At 41.6% G+C, this 16,591-nt stretch carries 13 protein-coding genes; 10 read left to right on the forward strand and 3 right to left on the reverse strand.

Translation table 11 applies throughout. The annotated features are described in order from the left end of the window. Positions 1 to 33: 33 nt before the first annotated feature. From QZT69_RS01700 to QZT69_RS01710, 3 genes are all read right to left on the reverse strand, one after another. The gene (locus QZT69_RS01700) at positions 34 to 1,482 is read right to left on the reverse strand and encodes a glyceraldehyde-3-phosphate dehydrogenase (RefSeq protein WP_294669925.1); all 1,449 of its coding nucleotides are present in this window, start codon (positions 1,480 to 1,482) and stop codon (positions 34 to 36) included. A 94-nt stretch (positions 1,483 to 1,576) separates the two neighbouring features. Continuing rightward, a complete protein-coding gene (locus QZT69_RS01705) occupies positions 1,577 to 2,443 on the reverse strand; it encodes an RNA polymerase sigma factor RpoD/SigA (protein ID WP_124745751.1) in 867 nt (288 codons plus the stop codon). 259 nt (positions 2,444 to 2,702) lie between these two features. Then, positions 2,703 to 4,172, reverse strand: a complete 1,470-nt coding sequence (locus QZT69_RS01710) for a trypsin-like peptidase domain-containing protein (protein ID WP_294669927.1) — start codon at positions 4,170 to 4,172, stop codon at positions 2,703 to 2,705. Positions 4,173 to 4,299: 127 nt separating this feature from the next. Between QZT69_RS01710 and dapF the strand changes: the two genes are divergently transcribed. The 10 genes from dapF (at position 4,300) to QZT69_RS01760 (ending at position 16,571) form a co-directional block, all read left to right on the forward strand. Beyond that, on the forward strand, positions 4,300 to 5,079 hold the full coding sequence (gene dapF, locus QZT69_RS01715) for a diaminopimelate epimerase (RefSeq protein WP_294669928.1): 780 nt from the start codon (positions 4,300 to 4,302) through the stop codon (positions 5,077 to 5,079). Beyond that, positions 5,072 to 5,563 (forward strand): hypothetical protein, encoded by a 492-nt coding sequence (locus QZT69_RS01720; RefSeq protein ID WP_294669930.1) that lies wholly within the window; start codon positions 5,072 to 5,074, stop codon positions 5,561 to 5,563. Before dapF ends, QZT69_RS01720 begins: the two co-directional genes overlap by 8 nt. 71 nt (positions 5,564 to 5,634) lie before the next feature. After that, the gene (locus QZT69_RS01725; protein ID WP_294669932.1) at positions 5,635 to 6,453 is read left to right on the forward strand and encodes a KilA-N domain-containing protein; all 819 of its coding nucleotides are present in this window, start codon (positions 5,635 to 5,637) and stop codon (positions 6,451 to 6,453) included. 139 nt (positions 6,454 to 6,592) lie between these two features. Then, positions 6,593 to 7,135, forward strand: a complete 543-nt coding sequence (locus tag QZT69_RS01730; protein WP_294669934.1) for a GNAT family protein — start codon at positions 6,593 to 6,595, stop codon at positions 7,133 to 7,135. Continuing rightward, complete coding sequence (mltG, locus tag QZT69_RS01735) at positions 7,102 to 8,157, forward strand: endolytic transglycosylase MltG (protein ID WP_294669936.1); 1,056 nt, start codon at positions 7,102 to 7,104, stop codon at positions 8,155 to 8,157. The genes QZT69_RS01730 and mltG overlap by 34 nt, the downstream gene beginning before the upstream one ends. Positions 8,158 to 8,160: 3 nt before the next feature. After that, positions 8,161 to 9,156, forward strand: a complete 996-nt coding sequence (locus QZT69_RS01740) for an isoaspartyl peptidase/L-asparaginase family protein (RefSeq protein WP_294669939.1) — start codon at positions 8,161 to 8,163, stop codon at positions 9,154 to 9,156. Between the two features lie 41 nt (positions 9,157 to 9,197). Then, positions 9,198 to 11,627 carry a hypothetical protein gene (locus QZT69_RS01745; RefSeq protein ID WP_294669941.1) on the forward strand — a complete coding sequence of 810 codons (2,430 nt, stop codon included), beginning with the start codon at positions 9,198 to 9,200 and terminating at the stop codon, positions 11,625 to 11,627. Positions 11,628 to 11,695: 68 nt separating this feature from the next. After that, positions 11,696 to 12,139, forward strand: coding sequence for a MarR family winged helix-turn-helix transcriptional regulator (locus tag QZT69_RS01750; RefSeq protein WP_294669942.1), 444 nt, complete (start codon positions 11,696 to 11,698; stop codon positions 12,137 to 12,139). Between the two features lie 122 nt (positions 12,140 to 12,261). Further along, a complete protein-coding gene (locus QZT69_RS01755) occupies positions 12,262 to 14,688 on the forward strand; it encodes a TonB-dependent receptor family protein (RefSeq protein ID WP_294669943.1) in 2,427 nt (808 codons plus the stop codon). A 350-nt stretch (positions 14,689 to 15,038) separates the two neighbouring features. Continuing rightward, entirely contained in the window at positions 15,039 to 16,571 is a 1,533-nt protein-coding gene (locus tag QZT69_RS01760) for a DEAD/DEAH box helicase family protein (RefSeq protein WP_294669944.1), read from the forward strand. Positions 16,572 to 16,591 lie beyond the last annotated feature (20 nt).

Consider the following 16,591-nt stretch of genomic DNA (forward strand, 5'->3'; position numbering starts at 1 on the left):
CCTATGAATTGTCAGGATCAATGGCTAAAGCCATTAATAATAAATCAAACGCTGCACTTTTGTAATGTGTTTCGCTAAGCGGATAACTTGTTTTGTGTATCCGAACTCATTATCATACCAGGTATAAAGAACGACATTCTTTCCGTCAGGAGAAACGATTGTAGCATGAGAATCGTAGACCGAACAGCATGTGTTTCCGATGATATCGCTGGATACCAATTCCGGATCGTATGAATAGAAGATCTGGTTTACCAAATCACCTTCCAAAGAAGCTGTTCTTACCACGTTGTTTACATCATCAATCGTAGTTCCGTTTTTCAATTCCAGAGAAAGGATTGCCAATGAACCGTTTGGAGTTGGTACACGAACCGCGTTAGCAGTCAATTTGTCTTTCAAATCAGGAATTACTTTTGTTACAGCCGCACCGGCACCCGTTGAAGTAATTACCATATTGATAGCAGCAGAACGTCCGCGACGGGATGATTTGTGCATGTTATCGAGCAGGTTTTGGTCGTTCGTATAAGCGTGAACTGTTTCGATATGACCTTTCACAATTCCGAATGCATCGTTTACTACTTTCAAAATAGGGGAGATTGCATTCGTTGTACAGGAAGCCGCAGAGTAAATCGTTTCGTTCTCAACATCTAAAGTTCCCTGGTTAATACCATAAACAACGTTTGGAACTTCTTTACCAGGCGCAGTCAAAAGCACTTTGGAAACTCCTTTGGAAGCCATGTGTTTCGATAAAGCTTCACGGTTTGTATAAACACCTGTGTTATCGATAACCAAGGCATTGTTGATGCCGTATTTCGTGTAATCTACTTCTTCCGGATTGGAAGCGTCGATCATATGAACGATTTGTCCGTTGATGATCAATGTTTTGTTTTCCAAATCTTCTACAACACTTCCCTTGAAAGCACCGTGAACAGAATCAGAGCGCAGCAAAGCAGCACGTTTAACGATGTCTTTATCACTTGCACCACGTGTAACGATTGCACGCAGACGCAATTGCTGACCCTTACCTGCTTGTTTGATCAACTCACGGGCAGCCAAACGACCGATACGACCGAAACCGTACAAAACAACATCTCTTGGTTCAACAGAACCGGAAGCACTGGAGAATTTCCCCAATTTATCAGCAAGGAAAGATGCTTTTGAATCGTAAGCACTTCCTTCAGCAATCCATTCGCTGGATAATTTACCGATATCGATCTTAGCCGGGGCTAAATCCATTTTCAACAATTCTTCTGCCAAAGCAGCTGTTGTTTCAATGTCGATAGGTTTCTTTACAACGTTCTTTGCATACTCATGCAAGTTCAGGATTTCAGAAATAGTAATGTCTGTAAGGTGATTACGGAACAAAACCAATTCGATTCCTTTGTCATAAAGCAATTCACCAACGTGACTTGACAATTTAACAGCAGCGCGTTCTTTTTGAACGTGCATGTTTAACTCTTTTTCATAGCCTAATGCAGCTTCCATTCTTAACGGGTATATTTATTTGTATTTGTTTTCCATTTAATAGCATGTGTATAAAGCAAAAAAGGCCGCCCGCGTTAGCAGACAGCCTTTTTTCTTATCCTAAATATGCTTTCAATAACTTATTTCGAGACGTGTGTCGAAGACGTCTGATCGCCTTCTCTTTGATTTGCCTTACACGCTCACGCGTCAGGTTAAATTTAGCACCGATCTCTTCCAGGGTCAAACCGTGGTTCATACCGATTCCGAAGAACAAACGGATGATCTCACGCTCTTTATCTGTCAAAGTGCTCAATGAACGCTCAATCTCTCTTTGAAGGGACTCAGCCATCAATGCATGGTCAGCTTTCGGAGAATCCGTGTTTGCCATAACATCCATCAATGTACCGCCATCTTCAGAAGAAGAAAGAGGAGCATCCATGGATACGTGACGACCGGAAACGTTTAAGCTTTCTTTAATTTTATCTTCCGGAACTTCCAAAGCCTCTGCTAATTCTTCCGCTGAAGGAGGTCTTTCGAATTCTTGTTCCAGTCTTGAAAATGCTTTGTTGATCTTGTTTAAGGAACCAACCTGGTTTAAGGGTAGACGAACAATACGCGCTTGTTCTGCCAAGGCCTGCAGGATAGATTGACGAATCCACCATACAGCGTAAGAAATGAACTTAAATCCACGCGTTTCGTCAAACTTCTGTGCAGCTTTGATCAAACCTAAATTCCCTTCGTTAATTAAATCGGGTAATGTCAATCCTTGATTTTGATACTGTTTTGCTACAGACACGACGAAACGTAAATTTGCACGGGTTAATTTCTCTAGTGCTCGTTGATCGCCTTGTTTGATTTTTCGCGCCAATTCTACTTCTTCCTCAGCGGTGATTAGCTCTTCTTTACCAATGTCCTGAAGATACTTGTCTAATGACTGGCTCTCACGATTGGTAATCGATTTTGTAATCTTAAGTTGTCTCATGTAATGAACTTCGTTTTATAACGATTAATGAAAATCAGGGTGCAAAGTTACGACGAAATGGAAGTGATTTCCAAATAAAAAAGGCAGATTTTCAAGAGATTTTCACCTCTCAAAAACCATGCCTTAACAATTTTTTTATGTTTAGTCCACATTTCAGTGACTTTCCACAAGGATGTTTAATTGGTTCAAACAGTTAAAATGTTTAAAATGAAAATTTTTGGAACTTTTCGAACCTTTTGAACGCTTGAACAGTTTCAGGTTACAAACCAAAACCTACGTATTCTTTTTTACCGCTTTCGGAGACAATTTCTAAAAGAACTCCGCCTTTGCTGGTGTTCAAAAGTCGTGTAAGCTGTTCCACCGATTCAACCTGTGTCTGATTGATTTTTGTAACGATATCACCCTCCGTAAGTCCGCTGGATTTTAGTTTCCCGGGCTCCAGCGTTTTTAACTTTACCCCGTAATTAATATTCAGTTCCTTTTTTTCTTTGGCAGTAAGCTCTGCAAATGTACCTCCAAGAGCGGTTGTTTTGCTCATTTCTTCTTTTGATTTCAAAACAGTTTCACCATCTGCAGACCGCAGTAAAATCTCCTTGATGACTTCCGTTCCGTCTTCTGTGCGTAAAGTCAAATTAACCTTGTCACCAGGTCTTCTTTTTCCGATCTCTTCCTGCAGTGAAGCAACAGAGTTTACATCTCTGGATCCGACTTTCAGAATGACCCAGTTTTTCTTTACTCCGGCTTTGTCAGCACCGCCGTCTTCTGTAACAGATGAAACAAAAACACCTCTGGTAGAAGGTAATTTGTTCTTTTCTTTGATTTCCTGGCTAATATCTGAGATCTGAACTCCCAGGTAAGCGCGCTGTACGATCCCGAAATCGATAATATCGCGCATGACTTTGTTTACCAGGTTTACCGGAACCGCAAAGCTGTAACCTGTATAAGAACCTGTTTGCGAAGCAATAGCTGTGTTGATACCCATCAATTCCCCTCTTGTATTTACCAGTGCTCCTCCTGAATTTCCGGGATTTACCGCCGCATCAGTCTGGATGAATGATTCGATAGGAACATTGGAATTGCTGGTCCTGTCGGAAAGTAAATTGATATTTCTTGCTTTGGCACTCACGATTCCCGCTGTAACCGTTGAAGTAAGATTGAATGGATTTCCAACTGCCAGTACCCATTCTCCAACGCGCAGGTCGTCACTGTTCCCGATAGCAATCGGTTTTAATCCCGGAGCATCGATCTTTAATACTGCAATATCTGTTGAAGGGTCTGTTCCGATAACAGTTGCCGTGTATTTCGAATTGTCGTTCAGAATGACTTCTATCTCAGAAGCATCCTGGATTACGTGGTTGTTGGTTACAATATATCCTTCACTGGAGACGATTACTCCCGAACCGGACCCGCTTCCGTACTGCTTGTATTCTCGTCCGCCTGTTCCCGGCCCGTAAAAGAATTCATAAAACGGATCGCGCTGAACTTGTGTGCGAACTACTTTAGTAGTCACGTGAACTACTGAGTTGATCGTGTTTTCGGAAGCTTCGACGAAAGATGCGCCTTCTACCGGGGGCATTCCATTATAAGATACAGTTCTTGCTAAACGATTACCATCAATTACCTGTTCGGAAAGAGGAGCATCGTAGCTGCGAGATAACAGGAAACCGAAAGCAAATGGAACCATTCCACCAACAATTCCAAGTCCTAGGTATTTCAATGAGTTGTTCATGACATTAAATTAGTTTATGCTAAATTTCTACGCAATTATAACAGTAATCGGAGGATGATTGTTACTTTTGTGCTGTTAAAGATTGTTAAGCCCGAATGGCTTGTAACTCAATCACAGCAAAGGATATATGAATTTACGGTTTGTAAAATACCAGGGCACGGGGAATGATTTCATCATGATCGATAATCGTTCGGGTGAGTGGGACAATTTATCCGTTTCTACGATACAGAAATTATGTGATCGTCGATTTGGAATTGGTGCAGACGGCCTGATCAAAATAAATAGTGTCGAAGGATACGATTTTGAAGTGGATTATTACAATTCGGATGGTTCGAAAAGCTTTTGCGGAAATGGTGCGCGCTGCTCTGTGGCATTCGCCCACGAGTTGGGGTTTACATCGGATTCCGTTTCTTTTATGGCCATTGACGGAGCGCATGAGGCTCTTAAAAAAAATGGTTTGGTCCATTTGAAAATGAATGATGTGGCGGAAATTGACGATTCTCAAAAGGAATTTGTTTTAAATACAGGATCACCTCATTTTATTCATTTCACTGAAAATTTACGCGATTTTGATATCCTGGCATACGGAAAACAGATCCGATATTCAGATAAATACAAGCAGGAAGGCATCAATGTGAATGCCATTCACCAGCTGGATAATCATACTTTTGAGATCAGAACGTATGAGCGCGGGGTAGAAGACGAAACGCTGAGCTGCGGAACCGGAGTTACTGCTGCTGCACTGGCTTTGGGGAAGAAGAATGAAATAACCGGAGATTTTGAATACAAGGTAAAATCCCGGGGAGGAGACCTTTCCATTAAGTTTAGGAATACAGGTGCAGGTTTCACCGATATTTGGCTGATCGGTCCTGCGGAATCCGTTTTTAAAGGGGAAGTGGATGTCTAAATTTGACTTTAAGTTCATTCACAGGGACCTTCCGGACCAATTGCTTCAAAAAACATTTATCTGGATTTGGAATGCAGATAAAGTCCCGCCGCACATCGGGATTTCAGCCGGAAAAGATTATTACAGTTTAACTTACCGGAAATCGGAGCATCTGTTAACTGCTTCTGTGCTGAAAAAAGCAAAACGCTCTGCCGTGCCTGTGGTTTTGGTGGAAATTCCCGGGGAACTGATCCGAAACGAAATTGCTTCCGTTTTTTCGAAATTCGGGCGTGCAAGCGGGGAAATAACCTGTATCTATCCGATTCGGGAAGTGATGCAGTTGGAAGGGATAAACCAGTTGGCAAATTTGCTGACTTACTTGGATTCTGAAGGCCTGATGCTTCAGGTGAGTGGTTTGAATTTACCGGAAGATTATAAAGGAATTCCCGATTATTCGATGGAAGATATTCTAAAAAGGATTGAAAGTTTGAATGGAAAACATTGATAGTAATATCCTTAATTTGCCTTTTTACAATTTAAATAGCTATTTTAAGTAAATATGTTACTGAATATTGTATGGCGAAAAAAAGGATTTTAAACGTTAATGAATCATCAATAACAGTTATTCACCAAAAAGAATCTGATTATATTAGTTTGACTGATATGGCATCTTCATTTCGCGAAGGAAGCGGACTTATTGGAAAATGGATAACGAATAAAAATACATTGGAGTATTTAGGCGTTTGGGAAAAGATAAACAATCCCGATTTTAATTACCCTGAATTCGGGGTAATTGGACAAGAGGCCGGAACAAACAGGTTTATTATGTCTGTTGGCCAATGGATTAATCGCACAAAATCGATTGGAATGCTTGTTAAAGCGGGTCGGTATGGAGGTACTTTCGCCAATAAGGATATTGCTTTTCATTTTGCAATGTGGCTAAGTCCCGAGTTTCAAATTTACCTTGTCAATGAATTTCAACGGTTAAAAGAAGATGAAAATAATCGTTTGAAGGATGAGTGGAATTTACAACGAATTTTAGCTAAGGTAAATTATCAGATTCATACTGATGCGATCAAAGAAAATCTTATCCCCAGAGAAATTACAAAACAACAAATAAATATTGTATATGCCAATGAGGCTGACCTGCTGAATGTTGCTCTTTTTGGGATAACGGCAAAGGAATGGAGGGAAAAGAATCTCGATAAAAAGGGGAATGTTAGAGATTATGCCACTCTGGAGCAATTAGTAGTTTTAAGTAATATGGAAAGTATTAATGCTTTACTTATCGGGCAAGGTTTATCACAAGGAAATCGTCTAATTGAACTAAATAAAGTCGCTATAACACAAATGAAATCATTGTTAGAAAGTAAAGCGATTAAGAAATTGATCTAAGCATGATAGATTAAGGTTATTAAGGGAAAGGGAATTATTCATCTTAGTAACTTGTTAATATTATTGTTCTGCTGCATAATATGTAAATCTCTTTTTCAGTTACATTTGAAGGCTTTTATAAGCTGATAAAACAATCGTGATGAGTTTAACCGGTAAGTCTGTTTTCCTGCGTGCTGTTGAAAAAGAGGATGCAACTAAACTGATGCTTTGGGAGAATAATCCCAAACATTGGAAGATTACCGGCACCGAAGTCCCTTTTTCTTTTTCGTCTATTTTGGAATACATTGATCAGGCACAGCATATCCGCACCCACGGACAATTGCGTTTGATGATTTGCGTGAACGGGACCAAAGAGCCAGTCGGGGCTATCGATCTTTACCAGGTCGATTTTAAACACCTTCGTGCTGCAGTTGGGATTTTAATTGCTGATGAAGACAACAAGAATCACGGTTATGCTTTCGAAGCTTTAACACTTCTTGAACAATATGCCACTCAGATTTTGGCTTTGCATAACCTGCATTGTTCTATTCACAGTGATAACCTGGCGAGTGTAGGTCTGTTTGAAAAAGCAGGATTTGTAAGAGTGGGAGTAAGAAAAGAATGGTACCTGGAGAAAGGTATTTGGTTGGATGAAATTTTATATCAGAAATGTCTGGAAAGAAAAGAAACAAAAAATTTGTAGTTGCGGCAGTTGCTGTTGTAATAATCGGTGTAGGATTGGTTTTCGGGTGGACACCCTTGATGACCTATCTGAAAAAAACAGATAAGACGGCGCGCGTAATCATTGATAACCGCGGCTCACTGGAAGATATTGCGGCTGATTTGAAAAAAGCCGGAGTAATCAATGATACGGATGAGTTTCTTTCTATGGCAAAATCCAAAGAGCTGACTATTGATAAAGTTGAGCCGGGAATGTACGATTTTCCTGCCGGTACATCTTACCGTGATTTATTAAACTCACTGAGAAGCGGAAATTTTGAAGTGGAAGTGGTGGTTACATTCAATAACTGCAAAACCATTCATGATTTGTGTGTAAAAGTTTCGGAAGCCATTATGGTAGATAGCACAGAGCTGGAAAATTACATCACAGACCAGGAAACACTGAACAAATATGGATTTACATTGGAGCAGGTGCCGGCTTTATTTATGCCGAATTCCTACCGCATGTATTACGATACCAACAAGGAAGCGTTCCTGGAGCGTATGGCGAAAGAGTTTAAGAATTTCTGGACTCCGGAACGCATGGCGAAACTGAAAGAAGTGGGACTGAAATCTCCGTCTCAGGCTGTTACCCTGGCTTCTATTGTTTATGGTGAACAATCCAAAAATGAGTCCGAATGGCCGATTATTGCACGTCTGTACCTGAACCGACTGAATACAGGGATGAAATTGCAGTCAGATCCTACCTTTAAGTTCTGTTGGGGAGACCAGCTGGAAGGTGTTCAGCGTCTGACATACGAACACCGGAATAAAGATTGTCCTTACAATACCTATTTGTATGCGGGACTGCCTCCGGGACCAATTTCCATGCCTCCAACAGGAGTTGTGGAAGCGGTTTTGAATCCGGATAACAATGATTATTTATACATGTGTGCTCAACCCAATTATGACGGACTGCACAATTTTGCGAAAGATTATGCAGATCACGCAAAATATGCTGCTGAATTCCAAAAGTGGTTAGCATCCGAAATTGCCAATCAATAAATTATGGAACGCAGATCTTTTGTTAAACTGGGGGCTGTCGGATTAGCAGCTTCAGTTGTATCTCCCGTATTTTCAAGGGAAGAGAACTTTTTGAAAACAGAAACTTCCGAATACAACGGCGGAGCAAAAATGATTTCTACCTGGAGTCATGGTCAGCCGGCTAACCAGGCGGGCTGGAAGAAGCTTGAAGCGGGAGGAAGCTCGCTGGATGCAGTAGAAGAAGGTGCGAGGCAAACAGAGAGTGATGTAACGAATCGCAGTGTTGGGATCGGTGGAATGCCTGACCGTGAAGGTCACGTGACCCTCGATGCATGTATCATGGATTGGGAGTCGAATTGCGGATCTGTAGGCTGCCTGGAAGGAATTGCCCATCCGATCTCCGTTGCAAAGCACATTATGCAGAACACTCCGCACGTAATGCTGGTTGGAGCCGGAGCAAAACAATATGCGCTGAAGCATCAATTTGAAACCATTAAAACGCCGCTTCCCGAAGTGAAAAAAGAATGGGAGAAATGGAAGAAGGAACAAGCGGCAATTTCTAAAAAACCGGAAATCAATCACGAAAATCACGACACGATCGGTTTACTGGCAATTGATAAACAGGGAAGGATCAGCGGAGCTTGTACAACTTCTGGCTGGGCGTATAAACTTCCCGGGCGTTTGGGGGATTCCCCCATCATTGGTTCCGGATTATTCGTGGACCAGGAAGTAGGCGGAGCTGTAGCAACCGGTTTGGGAGAATCCATTATCCGTATAGCCGGAGCGCATACTGTTGTGGAGTTGATGCGCCAGGGGAAAAGCCCTGAACAGGCATGTAAAGAAACGGTTCAGCGTTTGATCCGTAAACACAAGGATATGACCGGTTTACAATGTGCATTTATTGCGATAAATACCAAGGGGGAAGTCGGAGGTTTTTCTGTTTACAACGGATTCAATTATGCCTTGAAAACAAATGACCGCGACGAATTAATTGATACTCCTTTTGATCGAAAATGGTAAGATCCGCTCTTTTAGCTGTCTTGATTTTTTGGACAAGCCACATGATAGGACAAACAAATTTATCCTGGAAAGTACAGCATCCGGTTTCCAAAGCATGGATCCGGCTTGGTGAAAAAGGATCTGTTCAGGAAGCCTTAATTGCAGCCAAGCAGCTTCCGGACCCTTTTGTGGGGATGAACGAAGATAAGTTTATGTGGATTGAGGACCATCAATGGACGCTTGAATCGGAGTTTTTTCTGACAGAATCAGACCTCAAACAATTTATTGAACTGGATTTCCCCAGCGTAGATACTTATGCTTCCATCTTTTTGAACGGGAAACCGGTCGCTGAAACCAATAATGCGTTTGTTCATTACCGCTTTGATGTGATGGACAAAGTTATTGCAGGCAAGAACCAGCTGAAAGTTGTTTTTACGCCGCCGATCATGTACCAAAAACCGCGAATGGCAAAGGTTGGGGTAACACTTCCTGCTCCGAATGATGTTGGCAGGACAAAAGTAGCCCCTCACTGTAGAAAACCGCAGTACCAGTTTGGTTGGGACTGGTCTTTGAGGATGCTGACGATGGGGTTCAATGAACCGGCCAAAGTGATTGTTTATTCCTCAAATCGCGTACTGGCAAATTATTCAAACACATTGGAAGTGAGCGATGAGCAGGCTGTTTCGGAATTTACACTGCTGTTGGCGAAAGAAACTTCGGAATCGTTTACCTGGAAAAGTAAGCTGTTCGGAGACCAAATTCTTAAGAGTGATAACAAGCATTTAAAGCGTACGGAAATCATTTCAAATCCGAAATTGTGGTGGCCCAGAGGCCAGGGAGATGCCCATTTATATGAGGATCATTGGATTTTGCAAAATGAAAAAGGGGATGTCATTTTGGAAAAAAACGTCCGTTTCGGATTGAAAAAGGTGGAATTGATACAGGAAAAAGACCAATGGGGAACATCTTTTCAGATCAAAGTAAACAACCGTCCGGTTTTCTGTAAAGGTGCGGATTACATCCCGGATGATATTTTCCCGGCACGCATTACGGATGAAAAACTGAGAAATGCGGTCAAGACCATGCTGGATTGCAATTTTAACATGGTGCGTATCTGGGGTGGTGGATTTTACCCGAGAGAATCGTTCCTGGAAGCCTGCGATGAAGGCGGATTAATGGTTTGGGAGGATTTTATGTTCGCTTGCGCCATGTATCCCGGAACAGAGGATTTCTTAGCGAATGTAAAAACGGAGTTGGACCAGCAGATTCCGAGATTGGCTTCTCACGCTTCTTTGACTTTGTTTAATGGGAACAATGAAGTGGATGTAGCCTGGAAAAACTGGGGATTCCAGAAAGATTACAAGTTGTCGAAGAAAGATGAAGCCGTCATTAATTCCTTTTACCGGAAATTATTCAAAGAACTGATCCCACAGACGATCAAAGCTTACTCCCAAATACCATACGAGCATACTTCGCCTTTGAGCAACTGGGGAAACGAACAGTTTTATAACGATGGAACCCAGCACTACTGGGGAGTTTGGCACGGAACGGATCCGATTGAGGATTTTGGACGAAAATCAGGACGTTTCAATGCAGAGTACGGGTTTCAGTCATTCCCGGAATTGGCAACTTTGTCTTCATTCAGCAAACCTGTAGATTGGAAACTGGACAGTCCGTTGATGAAAATGCGTCAGAAAAGCTATGTTGGAAACAACATGATTGCCAAACATTCGGACCTGCTTTACGGTAAAACGGCAGATTTCCAGCGTTTCGTGTATTTTTCACAGCTTACACAGGCGAAAGCAGTGGGCATTGCAGTGGTTGCCCATCGGACTACTTTTCCAAGATGCGCCGGAACACTTTACTGGCAATTCAACGACTGCTGGCCGGCACCGACCTGGAGTAGCATCGACTATTACGGAAGATGGAAAGCTCTTCAGTACCAGGTGAAGCAGGATTTTAAAGATGTAACGATTGCTGCCCGTATAGATACGCTCGGAAAGGAAAAGTACGTATTGATCTCAGATATCCCGACAGGATTTTTGTGTGAAATAGAAGCGGAGATCTATGATTTCCAGGGAAAGGTTCTGGATACATTAAAATGCCGTCAGGCCATCGCTTATCCGCATTCTGTGGAATTATTTCCGCAGGAGCTGAGTGCATTCCGGGGAAAGGATTTTGCAGTCAACTTTAAATGGAAGGATGAGACAGGGAAAACCTGCGAACGCTTGTTTATTCATGATTTACTGCCGGAGAAACAAGTTCCGGTTATGGAGCCTTTGGTAACGGTTGAATCACTTGACCCGGAGACGGGAACAGGAGTGGTGATTATTGAGAACCAAACGATCCTGAAAGATTTTTGGTTTACGTCCAGGGAAGGTAAAGTAGTGATGGACCAAAACTTTGTTCATTTACTGCCCGGTAAGCACCGATTTGAGTTTATTTTCGAAGGAAAACTGACAAAAGATTCTTTTTTTTGGTTTTATCGTTAACTCAAATTAATAAGTATTTTTAACGAGATAAATTTTGTAAATAATACCACGGTAATTAATTTTGTGTCATGGAAATAGGAAAAGTCATCCAATCAAAATTCAAGAACTCTAAGCATAAGGCTGTGGTAAATCTCCGTTATACCTCCAATTATTTGGGGAATATTCAGAACACTTACATGGCAAAATTTGATTTGTCCATGCCTCAATTCAATATTTTGAGAATCCTGCGCGGAGCAAATGATGCGATAAGCGTAAATTCCGTAAAGGAAAGAATGGTTGAAAAATCTCCGAATACTACGCGATTGATGGATAAATTGATCGATAAAGGTTTAATGGAGCGTGTTCGCTGTGAATCCGACCGTCGTGTTGTTTACGTTTCCATTACTGAAGCGGGTCTGAAAATCCTGAAGCAGATAGACGATGATAAGCAGTCTGACCTGGATTTCAGCGGAAATTTGACCGAAGAGGAAGCAGAAGTTCTGAGCAACTTACTGGATAAATTACGCGGGTAATCTTTCACTGCAAAAACACGCTTTAGAACGCAAAGTTTTGTTAAAAGTCTTTGCGCCCTTACATTCTTTGCAGTTAATGTCCCTTTGGATTAATTACTTTTGCCCAAATTTCTTCCCGTTTTATGCGCTTTACGCTTTTTACATTCTTTTTACTGACAAGTATTATTGCATTTTCACAAGCTCCTGAAGGTACAGGCTCTATTGATGGGAAAGTACTGGACTCCATTTCTAAAACTCCCCTGGAATACACGATGGTCCGCATATTTAGCGTGAAAGACTCATTGGTTGTAACAGGTATTTACACGGATGAGAACGGATATTTTGTATTGGAGGAGATTAAGTACGGAAAATACTACATCGTTATTTCCAATCCCGATTACAGGAATAAAACAATCCCGAATATTTCACTTTCCGCGGATAAAAACCTGCGTAAACTGGGGAGTATTGCATTGGTAAATTCAAGCAGGGAATTAGACGAAGTGGTTATTCAGCGTGAAAAAACACCATTGCAGCTTGGACTGGATAAGAAAGTCTATAACGTAGGTGATGATATTGCTACTTCCGGAGGAAATGTAACGGATGTTCTAAATAACGTTCCCTCGGTTGAGGTGGACCAGGACGGATCTATTTCCCTTCGCGGAGATGGCAATGTAACGATACTTATCGATGGGAAGCCAAGCAACATGTCGGGAGGAAATGGAAAAAGTGTTCTCGACGGAATCCCTGCAAGCAGTATTGAACGCATTGAAGTTGTAACGAATCCTTCTGCAAAATACGATCCCGACGGAACTTCCGGGATTATCAATATCGTTTTGAAGAAAAATGCCAAAAAAGGAATAAACGGAAATGTTTCATTAACTGCCGGAACCGGGAATTTATATACCGGATCTTTAGGACTGAACCTGCGAAATACACGCTTCAATCTTTATGGGAATTATGCGTTTTCCTACCGGGACGGCTACCGGAACAATTTTTCGGACCTGAACCAGTATTCGGGAGACACAACAGTGACTCTCAACCAGGTAAGATATGGTGCGGATCTGAACATAACGCATACGGCAAAAGTAGGGATGGATGTCTACCTGAAAGACCGGAATACCTTGTCCTGGAGTATTGCCGGAAATGCCGGAGACCGCACACGTTTGGGAAACCAGGTTAATACACGTTACACGAATTTCGGAGACACAAGTGATGTTTGGACCCGGAACTCCAGTGACCCCAGCACTTCTCAGAACATCGATTTTTCTTTGGGATACAAATGGGATTTCAAAGACGATAAAGGTTCCCTGGATGCCAATGCTTATCAATCACTCTCAAAAGGTACAGACGAAGGTTTCTACCAGCAGTCCTATGCTCTTCCCGATAGTCTTCCATCAACTGACCAGCATCTTTTCAGCCGGGAAGCAAATGACTTTACAACGCTTTCCCTGGATTTTATTCGGTTGTTGAAGAATAAGCTGCGAATAGAAAGCGGGTTGAAGATGATCCAGCGGAATATGACCCTGCGGTCTTCATCGGAAGCAAAAGACGCTTCCGGAGTATATATTCCGGATACCTTATCGAATTACAATTACAAGTATTTGGAAAGCATTTACTCGGCTTACGGGATTATCGGCGGTCAGTTGAAAAAATTCAGTTACCAGGCAGGTCTGCGCGCTGAATACAGCATCCAGAACCCAAATTTAATCTCAACGAACCAAAGTTTCAAGAACGAGTATTTCAATTTATTTCCTTCGGCAACAGTGCGTTATGAAGCAAAAAAGGGCTTGGAATTTTCCCTGGGATACAGCCGGCGTATTAATCGTCCCAGTTCCTGGAATTTGAATCCGTTTACTTCCTACGCGGATCCTTATAACCTGCGCAGCGGAAATCCTGCTTTACGGCCGGAATACATCCATTCTGTTGATTTGGGACTGGATTTCAATTCCAGGAAATTTACTTTGGCATTTGCTTTATACCAGCGTTACACCAGTTCCGTAATCCAGCGGGTGAAAGTGTTTTACGAGAATGGAACTTCAAACGGTACTTTTGCAAATATTGATAATTCGGTAAGCTCAGGCGGAGAAATCGTGATACAACTGAGGCCTTTCCCGATCTGGAAGAATATGTTGTCTTTCAATGGGAATTACATCACCTATACAGATGATAATCCGAGTGCGAACTGGAACAGGGAAGGTTTTGTGTTCGGAATGAAAGTCAGTTCAACAGTAGAACTGATGAAGAAAACGTTAACGCTTCAGGTAAATGGAAGGTACAATGCTCCGTCCATTACAGCTCAGGGGAAAATGAACCCGAGAGGATCAGTTGATTTTTCTGCTGATAAATCGTTGTGGAATGGTAAGTGGGGCATAGGTTTACGTGTCACAGATATCTTCAACACACAAGATTTTAGTTTTGAAGTAGATCAGCCAACAGTCTCCCAGACTTCAAGGTTTAAATGGGAAACCAGAAGGATTATTGTCAGTATTCGCTATAAATTCGGGAAAACTGACTTCAAAGAGGACAAACGCTCCAATGAAAACAATGGAGGCGGAGGTTTTGATTTCTAAGCTTTTTTGATCACAACCGGCTGTACCGGGTAATGGATTCCCAAGTGGATCAAAGCTTTATCAAAACTCTTTGAATAGCTCTGCTTTTTATCTTTTATCGTTTTCATGACGCTTGTTTTTCTTAAACTTAAGCAATTAATATGCCAGCATAGGGCTTCATTTATTAAAATGTCTTAATAAGTGATTTTATTGTGCAGCATAATAATTAAACAAAAAACGTGTTAGAGTAAAGAATGGATTTATCCAGGTACCGAAAATTGCACCATTTAAATAAAATTATGAGAATATTTAAGCAGGGCTGTTGTAAATCCTTAAAAGAACCGTACTTTTGTAAGCCCTTTTTTTAACAAATGATCGACGAAGAGCTGTTCCAAGCAAAGAAATTATACCCATTCCAGGAAAAGACTGTAAATGCAATTATAGATGAACTGGATAAAAATGGTGCTGATTACAATCTACTATTCCAGCTTCCCACAGGAGGAGGAAAGACTGTGATCTTTTCCGAAGTAGCTAAAAGTTACATCGAGCGTTATCAGAAAAAGGTATTGATCCTCACTCACCGCATTGAACTTTCCGTTCAAACTTCCAAGCAGTTGAATGCAATAGGGATTTCCAATAAAGTTATTTCCAGTGATGTAAAGAACCTGATTGATGAAGAACATCATCCGTGTTACATTGCCATGGTTGAAACCCTGAATAACCGCTTGCAGGAAAACGAGAATTTCGTTGACGGAGTAGGATTGGTAATTGTTGATGAGGCACATTACAATAGTTTCCGTAAAATATTCCAGTACTATTCGGGAGCGAATATTTTAGGAGTAACGGCTACACCATTGAGTTCCAATAAAGCTTTACCGCTAAATGACCATTACAACAAACTATTGGTTGGTGAAAGTATTGCTTCGCTGATCCAGGGAGGTTATTTGTCGGATGCGGAAACATTTACTTACGATGTAAACCTTCATGGTTTGAAAATCGGGACAAACGGAGATTTTACCGTAAGTTCTTCCGAAACGGTATATGGAAACTACTTCATGCAGGAGAAATTATTGTTTGCGTATGAAGAAGTTGCTGTGGGTGATAAAACCCTGATCTTCAATTCTGGAATTGAAACATCGCTGCGTGTAGAAGAAACGTTCAAGAAAAGAGGGTACAAGATCCGTCACCTGGATTCTACTTTCTCTGACAAAGACCGGAAGGATGTCCTTTCGTGGTTTAAAACCACGAAGGATGCCATTTTGACATCTGTAGGAATTTTGACAACCGGTTTTGATGAACCGACTGTGGAAACGATTATTTTGAATCGCGCAACACGTTCGCTTACTTTGTATCACCAGATGATTGGCCGCGGTTCACGCCGTCTGCCTAATAAATCCAACTTTAAACTGATCGACTTAGGAAACAACGTTCGTCGTTTTGGTTTGTGGCAGGATTATATCAACTGGCAGGATGCTTTCCGTTTCCCGGACAGGTTCCTGGAATCGCGTTTAAGTGAGGATGATGACCTGGAATTTGAGGTGGAATTCGAGTTTCCGCGTCACATGGAGCAATTGGTAGATACTAATTTCCTCGAAGAGTTCAGTATTCGTGATGTTTATTACGAATGCCTGGATAAGGGAGAGAAGGGAAAACTTGCCGTGGATCTTTCACTTTCAAACCATTGTGAAGGAATTGTCAGAAAGACAAAGGACCTGGATGATGCCATTGGAATTGTAGATGCGCTCCAGGATCATATTGAGCACCGTTTGAAAACATATACCAAGTGTATTGCCAAGAGTACACCGAATTACTTTAAATATTTGATGGAAACTTACAACCGTCAGCTTCGACAGGAAATCCGGATGAAGTTTGATGAGATTGAGGCGGAAGCGGAAAATAATTAAAATACTAGCAGGGGCGTCCC

The organism is uncultured Fluviicola sp., assembly GCF_902168135.1.
Taxonomy (GTDB): domain Bacteria; phylum Bacteroidota; class Bacteroidia; order Flavobacteriales_D; family Crocinitomicaceae; genus Fluviicola.

What these genes read in the sequence shown, in the direction of transcription:
- QZT69_RS01700 (WP_294669925.1), bottom strand. Translation starts at nt 1,482, where the DNA reads ATGGAAGCTGCATTAGGCTATGAAAAAGAGTTAAACATGCACGTTCAA.
- QZT69_RS01705 (WP_124745751.1), bottom strand. Translation starts at nt 2,443, where the DNA reads ATGAGACAACTTAAGATTACAAAATCGATTACCAATCGTGAGAGCCAG.
- QZT69_RS01710 (WP_294669927.1), bottom strand. Translation starts at nt 4,172, where the DNA reads ATGAACAACTCATTGAAATACCTAGGACTTGGAATTGTTGGTGGAATG.
- dapF (WP_294669928.1), top strand. Translation starts at nt 4,300, where the DNA reads ATGAATTTACGGTTTGTAAAATACCAGGGCACGGGGAATGATTTCATC.
- QZT69_RS01720 (WP_294669930.1), top strand. Translation starts at nt 5,072, where the DNA reads ATGTCTAAATTTGACTTTAAGTTCATTCACAGGGACCTTCCGGACCAA.
- QZT69_RS01725 (WP_294669932.1), top strand. Translation starts at nt 5,635, where the DNA reads ATGGCGAAAAAAAGGATTTTAAACGTTAATGAATCATCAATAACAGTT.
- QZT69_RS01730 (WP_294669934.1), top strand. Translation starts at nt 6,593, where the DNA reads ATGAGTTTAACCGGTAAGTCTGTTTTCCTGCGTGCTGTTGAAAAAGAG.
- mltG (WP_294669936.1), top strand. Translation starts at nt 7,102, where the DNA reads ATGTCTGGAAAGAAAAGAAACAAAAAATTTGTAGTTGCGGCAGTTGCT.
- QZT69_RS01740 (WP_294669939.1), top strand. Translation starts at nt 8,161, where the DNA reads ATGGAACGCAGATCTTTTGTTAAACTGGGGGCTGTCGGATTAGCAGCT.
- QZT69_RS01745 (WP_294669941.1), top strand. Translation starts at nt 9,198, where the DNA reads ATGATAGGACAAACAAATTTATCCTGGAAAGTACAGCATCCGGTTTCC.
- QZT69_RS01750 (WP_294669942.1), top strand. Translation starts at nt 11,696, where the DNA reads ATGGAAATAGGAAAAGTCATCCAATCAAAATTCAAGAACTCTAAGCAT.
- QZT69_RS01755 (WP_294669943.1), top strand. Translation starts at nt 12,262, where the DNA reads ATGCGCTTTACGCTTTTTACATTCTTTTTACTGACAAGTATTATTGCA.
- QZT69_RS01760 (WP_294669944.1), top strand. Translation starts at nt 15,039, where the DNA reads ATGATCGACGAAGAGCTGTTCCAAGCAAAGAAATTATACCCATTCCAG.